This is a genomic window from Mesorhizobium sp. P2_C7, assembly GCF_056404515.1.
On the sequence record NZ_JBFUDW010000015.1, the window covers coordinates 69,327 to 81,395 of the forward strand.

At 62.6% G+C, this 12,069-nt stretch carries 13 protein-coding genes; 8 read left to right on the plus strand and 5 right to left on the minus strand.

Features of this window, described 5'->3' with window-relative positions:
* Positions 1-17: 17 nt before the first annotated feature.
* From kce to AC1D2G_RS26760, 3 genes are read right to left on the minus strand one after another with little or no spacing between them, the layout of a single operon-like run.
* Complete coding sequence (kce, locus tag AC1D2G_RS26750) at positions 18-947, minus strand: 3,5-dioxohexanoate:acetyl-CoA acetone transferase (protein WP_477417765.1); 930 nt, start codon at positions 945-947, stop codon at positions 18-20.
* Between the two features lie 9 nt (positions 948-956).
* The gene (locus tag AC1D2G_RS26755; protein ID WP_477417767.1) at positions 957-2,324 is read right to left on the minus strand and encodes an aminotransferase family protein; all 1,368 of its coding nucleotides are present in this window, start codon (positions 2,322-2,324) and stop codon (positions 957-959) included.
* The gene (locus AC1D2G_RS26760; protein ID WP_477417958.1) at positions 2,321-3,976 is read right to left on the minus strand and encodes a N,N-dimethylformamidase beta subunit family domain-containing protein; all 1,656 of its coding nucleotides are present in this window, start codon (positions 3,974-3,976) and stop codon (positions 2,321-2,323) included. Before AC1D2G_RS26760 ends, AC1D2G_RS26755 begins: the two co-directional genes overlap by 4 nt.
* A 155-nt stretch (positions 3,977-4,131) precedes the next feature.
* Between AC1D2G_RS26760 and AC1D2G_RS26765 the strand changes: the two genes are divergently transcribed.
* The 3 genes from AC1D2G_RS26765 (at position 4,132) to AC1D2G_RS26775 (ending at position 6,047) form a co-directional block, all read left to right on the plus strand.
* Positions 4,132-4,380: a ParB N-terminal domain-containing protein gene (locus tag AC1D2G_RS26765; protein WP_095085577.1), complete on the plus strand. Its 249-nt coding sequence runs from the start codon at positions 4,132-4,134 to the stop codon at positions 4,378-4,380.
* Positions 4,381-4,544: 164 nt separating this feature from the next.
* Positions 4,545-5,030 (plus strand): SRPBCC family protein, encoded by a 486-nt coding sequence (locus tag AC1D2G_RS26770; RefSeq protein ID WP_477417960.1) that lies wholly within the window; start codon positions 4,545-4,547, stop codon positions 5,028-5,030.
* A 27-nt stretch (positions 5,031-5,057) separates the two neighbouring features.
* Positions 5,058-6,047 (plus strand): alpha/beta fold hydrolase, encoded by a 990-nt coding sequence (locus AC1D2G_RS26775; RefSeq protein ID WP_477417769.1) that lies wholly within the window; start codon positions 5,058-5,060, stop codon positions 6,045-6,047.
* A gap of 17 nt (positions 6,048-6,064) precedes the next feature.
* Here AC1D2G_RS26775 and AC1D2G_RS26780 read toward each other — a convergent pair whose 3' ends face one another.
* Positions 6,065-7,093, minus strand: coding sequence for an isopenicillin N synthase family dioxygenase (locus tag AC1D2G_RS26780; protein WP_477417771.1), 1,029 nt, complete (start codon positions 7,091-7,093; stop codon positions 6,065-6,067).
* 117 nt (positions 7,094-7,210) lie between these two features.
* Between AC1D2G_RS26780 and AC1D2G_RS26785 the strand changes: the two genes are divergently transcribed.
* Entirely contained in the window at positions 7,211-7,606 is a 396-nt protein-coding gene (locus AC1D2G_RS26785) for a GFA family protein (RefSeq protein WP_477417773.1), read from the plus strand.
* A gap of 153 nt (positions 7,607-7,759) precedes the next feature.
* Positions 7,760-7,957 carry a hypothetical protein gene (locus tag AC1D2G_RS26790; protein ID WP_477417775.1) on the plus strand — a complete coding sequence of 66 codons (198 nt, stop codon included), beginning with the start codon at positions 7,760-7,762 and terminating at the stop codon, positions 7,955-7,957.
* Between the two features lie 6 nt (positions 7,958-7,963).
* On the opposite strand, the gene AC1D2G_RS26795 is transcribed toward AC1D2G_RS26790, so the two are convergent.
* Complete coding sequence (locus AC1D2G_RS26795) at positions 7,964-8,869, minus strand: hypothetical protein (protein WP_477417777.1); 906 nt, start codon at positions 8,867-8,869, stop codon at positions 7,964-7,966.
* A gap of 166 nt (positions 8,870-9,035) precedes the next feature.
* Here AC1D2G_RS26795 and uppP point away from each other — a divergent pair, with 166 nt between their 5' ends.
* The 3 genes from uppP to AC1D2G_RS26810 all read left to right on the plus strand — a co-directional run bounded on the left by uppP (position 9,036) and on the right by AC1D2G_RS26810 (position 12,060).
* Positions 9,036-9,908: an undecaprenyl-diphosphatase UppP gene (gene uppP, locus AC1D2G_RS26800; protein WP_477417779.1), complete on the plus strand. Its 873-nt coding sequence runs from the start codon at positions 9,036-9,038 to the stop codon at positions 9,906-9,908.
* 74 nt (positions 9,909-9,982) lie between these two features.
* Positions 9,983-10,771, plus strand: a complete 789-nt coding sequence (locus tag AC1D2G_RS26805; protein WP_477417781.1) for a phosphodiester glycosidase family protein — start codon at positions 9,983-9,985, stop codon at positions 10,769-10,771.
* A 182-nt stretch (positions 10,772-10,953) separates the two neighbouring features.
* Positions 10,954-12,060: a glycoside hydrolase family 25 protein gene (locus AC1D2G_RS26810; RefSeq protein ID WP_477417782.1), complete on the plus strand. Its 1,107-nt coding sequence runs from the start codon at positions 10,954-10,956 to the stop codon at positions 12,058-12,060.
* The last annotated feature ends 9 nt before the right edge of the window (positions 12,061-12,069 follow it).

Below are 12,069 nucleotides of genomic sequence, written 5' to 3' on the forward strand. Positions count from 1 at the left end.
CGACACCCAGTACGCCCTCAGAACGCCACCCGGTCGCCACCCTTGAGCGCCAGCATGTCGCGCGCTTCGGTGGGTGAGGCAACGTCCAGCGACAGCCCCTCGAGAATGCCACGGATGCGGCGCACCTGATCAGCATTGGACTTCGCCAGTTGGCGGCCGTCATAGAGGCTGTCCTCCAGCCCGACGCGGACATTGCCGCCCATCGCCGCGGCGATCGAGATCAGCGGCATCTGATTGCGGCCGGCGGCCAGCACCGAGAACTGATAGCTATCGCCGAACAGCTTATCGGCGATCCGCTTCATATGGACGAGATTGTCCGGGTCAGCACCGATGCCGCCCAGTATGCCCAGCACGAACTGGATGAACAGCGGTCCCGACACCAGCCCGCGGTCGCGGAAATGTGCCAGCGAATAGAGGTGCCCGACATCGTAGCACTCGAATTCGAAGCGCGTGCCGCAGCCCTTGCCCAGCCGCTCAAGCACGCCCTCCATGTCGGCGAAGGTGTTCTTGAAGATGGTATCGCGCGTGGCTTCGAGCAGCTTCGGCTCCCACTCGTGCTGCCATTCCCTGGGCTTGTCGAGCATCGGAAACAGCGCGAAGTTCATCGAGCCCATGTTGAGCGAGCACATTTCTGGCTCGGCCCTGAGCGGCGCAGCCAGCCGCTGGTCCAGCGTCATTAGCGACGAGCCGCCGGTGGTGATGTTGATCACCGCGTCGGTGGCCTGCTTGATGCGCGGCAGGAACTTCATGAACACGTCCGGATCGGCGGTCGGCCGCCCATCCCCGGGATCGCGGGCGTGCAGGTGCAGGATCGAGGCCCCGGCTTCGGCGGCCGCGATCGCCTCGGTGGCGATCTGGTCCGGCGTCACCGGCAGGTAGGGCGACATCGACGGCGTGTGCACCGAGCCTGTTATGGCGCAGGTGATGATGACTTTTCGCGGCGCCATCTTTGCCCCTCAGCCTTCGACCGGCAGGTCGAGTTCGGCGGCCAGCGCCTGCAGCGAGTCGCCAAGGACCGCGATGATCTCACCAATCTGATCGCGGGTCACAATCAGAGGCGGGCAGACCATGAAATTGTCGCTCACTGGCCCGCCACGCACGCGCCGCGAATAGATGATCAATCCGCGCTCGAACGCCAGATCGATGAGCCTCAAATTGGCGTTGAGGCCCTGTGGCAATGGCTCCTTGGCCAGCGGATCCGCGTAAATCTCCGCTCCCATGAACAGCCCCTTGCCCCGCACGTCGGCAATGAAAGGAAAGCGCCGCGTCAGGGCCTTGAGTTCACCCCTCAGCAATTCGCCCATGCTGGCCGAATTCTCGACCAGGCCAAGGCGGTCGACCTCTCCAAGCACCGCAACGCCCGCTGCACAAGCGACCGGGTTGCCGCCATATGTGTGGCCGTGCAGGAAGCCACCGGTCTCCACAACCGGCCCGACGATCCTCTGTGTCGCGGCAAGTGCCCCAAGCGGGGCATAGCCAGATGAAAGGCCCTTCGACAGCGCGACGATATCCGGCCGGCAGGACCAATGGTCGCCACCCAGGAATTTTCCGGTGCGTCCGATGCCAGTCATTACCTCGTCGTGGATCAACAGGATCCCGTAGCGGTCGCAGATTTCGCGGATACGCGGAAAATAGCTGTTGGGCGGCACCAGCGCTGCGGTCGCGGCACCACCGATCGGTTCCATGACGAAGGCGAGCACGCTTTCCGGCCCTTCCTCCAGGATCTTTTCCTCCAGCATATCGGCGTAGCGGATGCCACGCTGTTCCGTCGACAGATTGTCGTGATCGCGATGGACAAAAGGGGCCGGCACCAAAGGCATCGGCCGACCGATCGGATCGAAAGTCTTGGTGAGGATGTCGTCGCCAGTGACGGCAAGCGTGCCGATCGTCACGCCGTGATAGGAGGGCATACGTCCGATGACTTTCCAGCGTTTGTCCTGACCTGTTGCTACCGCCCATTGCCGCGCAAGCTTGAGGCAGGCCTCGATCGCCTCAGAGCCGCCCGAGACGAAATAGATGCGGTCGAGTCCGTTCGGTAGCCGATCGGCCAGCCCCCGCGCGAGTTCGATGGCCTGTTCGTTCTCAAATTGAAAGATGTAGGCGAAGCTCACGCGATCAAGCTGCCGCGTCATCGCGTCGATGACGTTGCGGTTACCATGACCTATGTTGACGTTAACCGCGCCGCTCGATCCGTCGATGTAGCGGCGGCCGCTCTTGTCCCATAGGTAGATCCCATCGGCGCGGTCCACAATTGGCCGTTGGATTCGTGTGAAATGGAAAAGGTTCGGTCGGCGGTCGGTTTCAACGGACTGCACAGCGATCATTCGCCCCTCTTTTTTCGGCCGAGGTAACGGTCGAGGACATTCCTGGTGACGCGTTCGACCATCGGGTCTTGTCTTAGCAGGCCGGCGACCCACTCGCAGCTTCCGGCATGGAACACCTCGCCCTTGCCGCGCGGGAAATTGACGATCATGCCGTTGCCGCGTTTGACTTTTTCCAGATTGGCGTCGCTGGCCTCGCCGAACAGCGTTTCGGCGGTGAAGCGGCCATCCTCGTCGGTAAGGAACTGGTCCTCTATCGGGATATCTGCGCTTTCCTCGACCTGGGATGCCATGCCAACGGCGAGAACCTGCAACCCGTCGGGCGCACCGCTGGTCGCGGTGGGGTAGGGAAGGCCGCCGCGTATCTCGAAGTCGAGCCCATCGACCTCATAGCCATAGACATGGCTGTCGGCGCCCAGCAGGTCGCCATAATAGACGCCGGTGCCGGCAAAGGCCCAATGCTCTGGCCGGTAGACCGGAAAGCCGCGCACGCCGCGCGGCGCGCAGCCGCCCCAGCCGGCATAGACGCCGCGCGTCGCGTTGAGCCCGAAGGTCGCTGAACCCGGCCGGCCGATTTCCGGCGCTTCCCAGGAATTGGTGGCGCGGGTGACGTCGCCGCCGTGGAGATAGGCGGGGTCCTCGGCACGTGCGCGGTATTTGTAGCAGACCTGCCGGCGGCCCTCGTCCTCCAGCCGCGTCTGCCACATGAAATTGCCGGCAAAGCGCGCTGCATGGCCGCCGCGCTCGACATAGGCGTCGACCGCATCGCGCATGTCCCAGGTCCAGTATTCGTCATGGCCAACGAAGACGGCACAGTCGTAACCGTCGAGAATCTCAGGTGAGAAATGCAGATCGTGCTGGCTGACGAGGTCGACGCCATAGCCGCACCGTTCGGCAAAGCGGAGGAAATGGCTGTCGTAGCTGGCCCAGCCGGACGAGGCGTACTTCTTCGAATGACCGGTGGCGAGCGCCCATTCCATGTGTGGATATCGCGGCACCGTCTTTGGCGGTACGGCGACTTCCAGCGGCACACGCGGCGCATCTTTCGGCAGCACGACGAAACCGCGGCACCACGGGCGTTGCGTCGACACGATGGGCGAATACTGGTTGCGGTCCGGCCCCGTGATGCCCTGATAGTGGTTGGAGCCGCCCCAGGTGTTGTAGGCGAGCCAGGTGCCCGTCGCCGCCACCTGCAGCACGCGGCCGGGTTTCTTGCCGGGCTGCGGGCTGACGATGAAGAGATGATGGCAATGGATCGGCTTGCCGTCGCGGCCGTCCGCTTCAAGCGTCACGCGATAGGCGCCGGACGGCCAGTCTGCCCCGACGCGGAATTCAAACGAGGCTTCCCAGCCGCAGCCTTCGGCCGAGCACTGGTCGGGGCAGTCCTGCCAGCGCGCCGCGATGCCTGATTTCTCGAACACTTTGGTCTCGGTGCCGCCGTCGCGGACGATCGCCATGTTGAATGCCGGAGCCGTCGAACTGACATGCAACGCCACTGTCTCGCCGGCGCGATAGGAAAACCGGTCGCTGTAGCACCAGATCTCGCCGCGCTCGCCATCCATCCCAGGCCATTCGTAGTAATGGCCGCGTACCGCGTGGCGGCGCTGCTCCGGCGTCAGTCCGAAATCGGGGAATTCGGTCGGAAGGTTGATCATGAAGCCCTGAAGTTTCAAAGGCGCCATTTCGGCGATCTGGCGGTCAAGCGTCAAATGGAAACCATCGGGCCAGCATTCGTTAGCCGCGCCCTTGGCCCCTGTGGCCAAAAAGACTATCTCCACAAAGGGCGGCGTTTTCCGCCACCGGAGGCGGCATGCTGAGAATCCAGAAGGTCAAGGTCGACGACATCTACGTGCCGACGGCACGCAAGAAGACGCTGCATCCCGAGACCGTCCGGCATCTGGCCGAGGACATCCTCGAAAATGGCATGAAAACGCCGATCCAGGTCCGCCACGACGGCAAGCGCCACATCCTGGTCGAAGGCCTGCATCGGCTGGAGGCGGCCAAGTGGCTCGGCGAGACCGAGATCGACGCCTATCTGGTGCAAGCCAAGCGCCACTGAGGCTCCTTCGTTCGTGAGCACTATCCAGCCGGCGCATTCTCCAGATTTTTTCGCTGGCCCAGAATTTTTTGGTGGCCCAGAATTTTTCGCTGGCGATGTCGACTTGCGCGTCATCCGTTCGTCCTAGGGACGCAAGCCAGATGAAACCACGCAAGGACCCCATCATGACCACCAAGCTCGACATCGCCCCCGCCAATGACCGCGAACTGGTTCTGGCCCGCATCATCGATGCACCACGCGACAACGTCTATCGCTGCTGGACAGACCCGAAACTGGTGACGCAGTGGTTCTCGCCAAAGCCGTGGACGACGCCGCGCGCCGAGATGGATGTGCGCACCGGCGGCTCGAGCCTTGTCGTCATGGCCGACCCCGACGGCAATGAATTCCCCAACCCCGGCGTTTTCCTCGAAGTCGTCCCCGGCAGGAAGATCGTCTTTACCGACGCCTACACAAAGGCGTGGGAGCCATCGGAAAAGCCGTTCATGACCGGCGTGCTGACCTTCGAGGACGAGGGCAATGGCAAGACCCGCTACATTGCTCGGGTCAGGCACTGGAATGCCGCCGACCGCGAGCAGCACGAGAAGATGGGCTTTCACGAAGGCTGGGGCCAGTGCACCGACCAGCTCGAAGAGCTCGCCAGAACGCTTTGATACTGTCGGGACGAGGAGGAGATCGATATGTCCAAAACCTTGATTTTCGCCATTCTTGCTTCGGCTGCAGCGCTTCTGGCTTCACCGGACGCCACCAATGCAGAGGAGGCAAAACCTGCCATGACGACCGCTACGAACGCATTGCCGAAGCCGGAAAGATCCGGCCTGCTGCCGATCAACGGCCTGAACTACTATTATGCAGTCTACGGCAAGGGCGAGCCGCTGCTTCTGCTGCATGGCGGTCTTGGCACCACTGACATGTTCGCGCCGATTCTGCCGAAGCTTGCCGAGAACCGCACTGTCATCGGCGTCGACCTGCAGGGTCATGGCCGCACGGCACTCGGCGATCGGCCGTTTACCCTGGAGGCGATCRGTGACGACATGGCTGATATCGTCAAGGCGCTCGGCTACGACAAGGTCGACGTCATGGGCTATTCGCTGGGCGGCGGCGTCGCCTTCCGCATGGCGGTCCAGCATCCTGAAACGGTGCGCCGCCTTGTGCTGGTTTCGACCGGCTATGCCGCGGACGGTTTCTACGCCGAGATGCGCGGCCAGCAGGCCCAGGTGAGCGCGGCGGCGGCCGATTTCATGAAGGACACGCCGATGTACAAATCCTACGTCGCGGTGGCGCCGCATCCCGAGGACTTCCCGAGGCTCCTCGACACGCTCGGCAACTTCATGCGTCAGAACTACGATTACTCCGCCGACGTCGCCAAGCTGAAGATGCCGGTCATGCTGGCCTATGGCGACAGCGACATGTACAGGCCCGAGCATGAGATCAAGTTCTACCAAATGCTCGGCGGCGGGCTGAAGGACGCCGGCTGGATGCGTGAGAACCTTTCGCAGAACCGCCTGGCGATCCTGCCCAACCGCACCCACTACGACGTCTTCTTCGCCCCCGAACTGACCGCTGCCGCATTGCCGTTCCTCAACGGCGAGACCAAGGTGAAGACCTGGGATGAGGTCGTCAGCGAAACGGAATTACTGCCTGCCGTCCCCACCGGCCGTCTCGATTGAGGCGGCCGTTGGTTTGTTTATGAAGCCTTCGCCCGGCGCGGCTGCCTGAGATGCTTGATGCCGCTCATCTCGACGAAATTCGTTGCCGATTCCCAAAGATGGTCACCGTAGAGAAACGGCTCGAAAGGCTCCGCCTCGGTCAGCGGCAGCGGCGCGATCTCCGCGTCGACGCGTGGCTCGTAGAAGAACGGGATCGAGAAGCGCGCCGTCTTCGGCGCGATCACCCGGTGTCGCGTCGCGCGGACGCGTTCGCCGGTCCAGCGCTCCAGCAACTGGCCAAAATTGACCGCCAGCGTGCCGTTGGCCGGCGGCACGTCGATCCATTCGCCAGTGAGGTTCTTTGCTTGCAGACCTTCGACGCCGTCCTGCGCCAGCAAAGTGACGAAGCCTGAATCGGCATGCTCGCGCCCGATGATTGTGCGCGTCTCGCCTTTGTGCACCACCGAAAACTCCGGTCCGCTGGTGTCGACGCCGGCATTGGCGTCACGCAAGGGGTAACGGATCAGGCGCAGCGTCGAGATGCCGTGATCGAAATAGGCGTCGAAGATCGTTTCCGGCAGGCCAAGTCCGCGGGCGATCGACCGCATCAGCGCGTTGCCCACCGTCTCCATGGCGCGGTAGTAGTTGGCTGCCGCCGCGCGCCAGCCAGGCAGGACCTCTTCGGCCGGCAGGGGTGTCGGCTCGCACAACGGATCGTCGGAAACCGAGGCATCGGCCGGACTAGCAAGGTCCGGACCCATGTCGATGCCTTCCTTGTAGGAAACGGCTGCCGTCTGCAAAGGGAACCAGCCGCGATAGACGTTCGTTTTGCTGCGGTCGAAATTCCAGCGCAGCAATCTCTGCTTCTCCGTATCGGGAAGCGCGAAGATGCGCAGCAATTGTGCTCTTCCTTCTGGCGTCAGCCGGTCATCGCCGGGAAAGTCGCGGACGGCCATGAAGCCGATCCCCGAAGCTGCGGCCATGATCCTGGCGTCGGTACGGTCACGGGCGGGCGAGGACGGCCCGAACAGATCCGCAATGCCGATGGTTTCGATCTCCGGTGTCATGGCTTCAGGTCCACTGTATCACGATAAGCGATGGCGTTGTATCAAAGCTTTTCAATTGACCCAATCGGGTCGGCCATTACCTTGCCGCCTATTCTCTTCACCTATGGATCAAGGACGATGGCCAAATATCAGGGCGGATGCCTGTGCAAGGCGGTGCGCTATCGCGTCGACGCAGCCCCCATCAACGAACGCGTCTGCCACTGCCGGCTGTGCCAGAAGGTGATAGGCGCCGCCTTCAACGCACGCGTGCTGTTTCGCATCGACGAAGTGACGATCGAGGGGCCGCTGGCGACCGTGAACACCTCGCCGGATCTCAAGCGCGGCTTTTGCCGAAGCTGCGGCACGACGATGTTCTCCCGGCGCGATTCTGCTGGCATCATCGGCATCACCACCGGCTCGCTTGACGATCCGACCGTTTTCAAACCGCAAATGCATATTTTCACGGCCTCGAAGCAGCCCTGGGTGGTGCTCGATGATGGCCTGCCGCAATACGAAGGCGCACCGCCAGGCTGAAGCTTTTCCCTTTTTCCGCAAGGAGAAAGGAAGCCTCAAGCATGAACAAAATTTAATCGAAAGAGACACGAGATAGCCGGCAAAGCGTCATTGGCGGGCCATCTTCGTCTCCCTATTTAGGGGGCGCGGGTACGGCATTCGAGGAGACGACGGATGAACGACAGCATCAGCACCCTGGACGAGCTTTTGAGCGATCCGATGGTCCTGCTTGTGATGGAGCGCGATCGTGTGCGCCCCGAACAGGTGCGCATGCTGCTCGAACGGGTTCGCCGGACTACCGTCGACGAGCCTATGGTGCCGCCGGCCCATATGGTGGCCAAAAGCTGTTTCCAGCAATGGCTGCTTACTTAGGTACGGTCAGTTGGAGCTGGCCGGCAAATAGCTGTAATGGCTGCGGAAATAGGCGATTTTGAAGCCCATGCGTGCGTAGTTGCGATAGGCAGGGCCGTCGCGCTCCTCGTGCGGCGCCTCGATGTCGGCGACGAACAGTTTCGCGCCGGCCGCAATCCCGTCGCGCACCAGCGCTTCCCCAAGCACCGCGTCGAGATCGAAGCTCGGCGCCATGACGCCGGGCACCGGCGCGTCGATGCCGCTCCAGGTCGCGCCGTCAGGCCCGATGAACAGCGAGCGCACCGCCACCACCGCGCCGTCCCGCTTGGCCATGTAGTGATGCCAGCCCTTCCGGCCGACCAACGCCATCAGCCATGGTGAGGTGGGCAGCCGGTAGCGGCTGTCGATGAAGCGGGCCCATTCGCTTGCCGATGCTTTCATCACACGTTCTACTGAAACCCCCTCAGCCGTGAAGAGCGGCTCGGATGACAGCGGTTCTGCCCCGCGATAAATCCGCTCCCAGCCGCCCTGGCGCTGCAGGCCGCGCGCCTCGAGCCAGCATCTGAGGCGCGATGGTTCAGTGTGCGGATTGACATAGAACCAGGGCCGCGAAATGCCGGCGGCGCGGTAGTGCGCCAGCAGCGCGTCGAGCTGGCTTTCGGTGGCCGGGCTGTCGACGCCGAAGTTCTTCACGCAGTTGAAATGGACGAACGGAATTGTCGTGCAGGTGGTCCAGGCCAGGCCGCCTTCTTCCGTTATCGAAAGGCCTTGGCTTGCGGCGAAATCGGCAGGCACGGCGGCGTAGAGGTCGAGCCAGGCATTCACCTCGGCGTGCTCGATAATACGGCTGAGGTCGCGCGAGACATCCTCGATCGCGATGACAGGCGGGCATGGTTCGGGAAGGGGCTGCAACTCTGACAGGGCGGTCTGCATGGCTCTCCTCCGTCATATGCCTTACAGTGTAAGATTAGCGGATTTTAATATAACCGCATGGCTTGTCAAGCGGCGCCTTACAAATCCGTAAATTGGATTCCGGGGATCGCCAGACTATGGCTCGGCGGGGATCGCCCCTCACGATTGTTCGACAGAAAGGCTCGATATGGCAGACATCTGCACCCAAGGCGTCGACACCGGCTTTGTCGGGCTGGGATTCGCCAAGGTGGCGTTCCTCGGCCTGGTGCAAGGCATCACCGAATTGCTGCCGATCTCTTCGACCGCCCATATGCGCATCGTGCCGGCCGTACTCGGCTGGCAGGATCCGGGCTCCGCCTTCTCCGCCGCCATGCAGCTTGCGGCCTTGGCCGCGGTGGTCAGCTATTTCTGGAGCGATGTCAGGGATATCCTGTTTGGTTCGCTCGACGCCCTGACGCGACGTGATTTCGGCGACCGGCATTTCCGGCTGGCGCTGTGGATCGTGCTGGCGACCATCCCGATCGTCATCGCCGGCGTGGCGCTGTCGGGCGTGCTCAACGCCTGCAACTCGCCGCTGCGCAGCCTGACGGTGATCGGCTGGGCCTGTATCGTGATGGCGATCCTTCTGGCGCTGGCCGAGATTTTTGCCAGCCACCGGCGCACCGTCGGCGAGGCATCGCTGACTGACGCGCTGCTAGTCGGCGTCGCCCAGATCGGCGCGCTGATTCCGGGTGTCTCTCGTTCCGGCTCGACCCTGACGGCCGCACTCGGGCTCGGCTTCAAGCGGGCCGAGGCGGCGCGGTTCTCGTTCCTGCTTGGGCTGCCCGCGATTGCACTGGCCGGCCTCAAGGAGCTTTGGGAACTGCACAAGGTCCATCTCGACGCGCATGGCTGGTCGGTTCTGATCGTCGGACTGGTCGTCGCCTCGGTTTCCGCCTTCTTCGCCATATGGGGCCTGATGCGCGTTCTGGAGCGTTTTTCGGCCTGGCCGTTCGTCATCTATCGCGGTGTGCTTGGCGTCGTCCTGCTGCTATGCGTGGCGATGGGATGGCTTGCCTAGGGCACTTTCACAGTCTCGCTTGAAACGGGCTATATCCCTACCGGATCCTCCTGAACTTCGATTCCGGTACACGCATGGACTTTTTGACCCTCCTGCAATCGCTGCCGCTGCTGCTGGCGCTCGCCAAGGGCGCGCTGCCGTCGGTGGCGGCGCTCGGCATGGGATTTGGCCATTGGGTCGCTTCGCTGCCGCCATGCCGCGACTTTGCCTTTGAGGCGACCAGCTACCTCGTCTGCGAGGTCGACCCGAAACGGTATTCGATCGAACTGTTCTGGAAAGATCCGGCGGGCAAGCCGTTTCAGTCGCTGCACAATCTCAATGCCTCGGAGCAGGCGGCCGGGCGCACCATGCTGTTTGCCATCAATGCCGGCATGTATCACCCGGACCTCGATCCGGTCGGTCTGTATGTCGAGCGCGGCAACGAAATGGCATCGGTGAAAACGGGATCGGGAAGCGGCAATTTTTCCCTGCAGCCGAACGGCATTTTCTACATGAGCAACGGCAAGGCCACGGTCCGCGCCACCAGGGACTTCCTGAAAAAGCGACCGCCGCTCGATTATGCGACGCAATCCGGGCCGATGCTGGTGATCGATGGCAAGCTGCATCCGAAATTTCAGGCCGACAGCACCTCGCGCAAGACGCGCGACGGCGTCGGCGTGCGAAAGGACGGTGTTGCCGTCTTTGCCATTTCGAACGGCACGGTGACCTTCCATGCCTTCGCCCGTCTTTTCCGCGATGCGCTCGGCTGCGACAACGCGCTTTTCCTCGACGGCACGATATCGAGCCTGTTCGCGCCGGCCATCGGCCGCAACGACGACTACTGGAATCTCGGGCCGATGATCGGCGTCTTCAGGAAATCCTAGCGGCTTTGCCAACCCGCTTGCCCCGCCGATCGCTCGCACCGGGAGCCAGATTTTGCGACCTGTCGCGCTCGAAAAAAACTTGATTCAAACTTTATTGGTAATTTCTCGTTCATAACTCGATCTGGTTTGTCCGTCGGCTGTCGTTTTGCCCTCGGTCTGTTGTGTTTTGAGTACAGGTCCAGATGCGGATTCCGGGCGCCATCAGTTTTTTGATCGCATCGCTATGCCTTGCCGGCTGTACATCGACGGCCGGCGTCGACGCGCTGGATTTGCAGAAACCGTCGAACGAAACCACCAGTTCCGTGATACGGCCGCCCGCGCCGATCGCCGCGGCTCCGAAGGCGATGGCCAGGAGCGCGCCGAGGGCCGAAAGGGCGCCCGAGCCTGAAAATGGTCTGCCTGAAAATGGTCTGGAAGACGACAATGCCGCCGCCGAAAATGCTCGGCCTTTCGGCCTGGCGGAAGAAGAGACAGTGTCATTTCCGGCGCTGCCCGACAGCGCGGAACCGCCGGTCGAGCCGGCTGCGCTCGTGTCGCCGCCCAGGCTGCTGAGCCGCGCGGCGCCGCCCATGCTCGCCGGGCCGGTCACCCGTTACGGCTTTCGCGATGCCAAGCCGATCAATTTTGGTCGGTCCTCGCCCCGGCACCTTGCCGTGCATGGCGTCGACATCTCTCGCTGGCAAGGCAACGTCAATTGGGAAAAGCTGCGCGCGCAGGGCGCCAACTTCGCCTACATCAAGGCGACCGATGGCGGCGACCATCTCGATCCGATGTTCATGAAGAACTGGCGCAATGCCGACGCCGCCGGCCTGAAGCGCGGCGCCTATCACTTCTTCTACTGGTGCCGCACGGCGGGCGAACAGGCCGACTGGTTCATCCGCAACGTGCCTAAGATGGATGGTGCACTGCCGCCGGTGATCGACGTCGAATGGAACGGCGAATCCAGCTGCAAGCGGCGGCCGTCGCGCGAAAAGGTGCTGGAAAAGATGCAGGTGTTCATGGACAAGCTGGAGCGCCATTACGGCCAGCGGCCCATCATCTACACCGCGCCTGATTTCTACCGCGACAATCTTCGGGGTGAGTTCCTCGATTATCCGTTCTGGGTGCGCGCCGTCGCGCGGCATCCGTCGAAGGTCTACCCCGACCGCAAATGGCTGTTCTGGCAGTATTCCGGCTCAGGCCTGTCGCATGGTGTCACCGGCCGCATCGACCTCAACGTCTTCCATGGCGACGAACGGCAATGGCGCGCCTGGGCCGGCGGACGGATTTCCGTCGCCGACGCTGACTGAGGCAGCCTA

Bases quoted from the DNA above. Each gene is read 5' to 3' on its own strand.
- AC1D2G_RS26770 (WP_477417960.1), top strand. From the start codon at position 4,545: ATGACCACCAAGCTCGACATCGCCCCCGCCAATGACCGCGAACTGGTT.
- AC1D2G_RS26760 (WP_477417958.1), bottom strand. From the start codon at position 3,976: ATGATCAACCTTCCGACCGAATTCCCCGATTTCGGACTGACGCCGGAG.
- AC1D2G_RS26795 (WP_477417777.1), bottom strand. From the start codon at position 8,869: ATGCAGACCGCCCTGTCAGAGTTGCAGCCCCTTCCCGAACCATGCCCG.
- AC1D2G_RS26810 (WP_477417782.1), top strand. From the start codon at position 10,954: ATGCGGATTCCGGGCGCCATCAGTTTTTTGATCGCATCGCTATGCCTT.
- AC1D2G_RS26785 (WP_477417773.1), top strand. From the start codon at position 7,211: ATGGCCAAATATCAGGGCGGATGCCTGTGCAAGGCGGTGCGCTATCGC.
- uppP (WP_477417779.1), top strand. From the start codon at position 9,036: ATGGCAGACATCTGCACCCAAGGCGTCGACACCGGCTTTGTCGGGCTG.
- AC1D2G_RS26805 (WP_477417781.1), top strand. From the start codon at position 9,983: ATGGACTTTTTGACCCTCCTGCAATCGCTGCCGCTGCTGCTGGCGCTC.
- AC1D2G_RS26780 (WP_477417771.1), bottom strand. From the start codon at position 7,093: ATGACACCGGAGATCGAAACCATCGGCATTGCGGATCTGTTCGGGCCG.
- AC1D2G_RS26755 (WP_477417767.1), bottom strand. From the start codon at position 2,324: ATGATCGCTGTGCAGTCCGTTGAAACCGACCGCCGACCGAACCTTTTC.
- kce (WP_477417765.1), bottom strand. From the start codon at position 947: ATGGCGCCGCGAAAAGTCATCATCACCTGCGCCATAACAGGCTCGGTG.
- AC1D2G_RS26790 (WP_477417775.1), top strand. From the start codon at position 7,760: ATGAACGACAGCATCAGCACCCTGGACGAGCTTTTGAGCGATCCGATG.
- AC1D2G_RS26765 (WP_095085577.1), top strand. From the start codon at position 4,132: ATGCTGAGAATCCAGAAGGTCAAGGTCGACGACATCTACGTGCCGACG.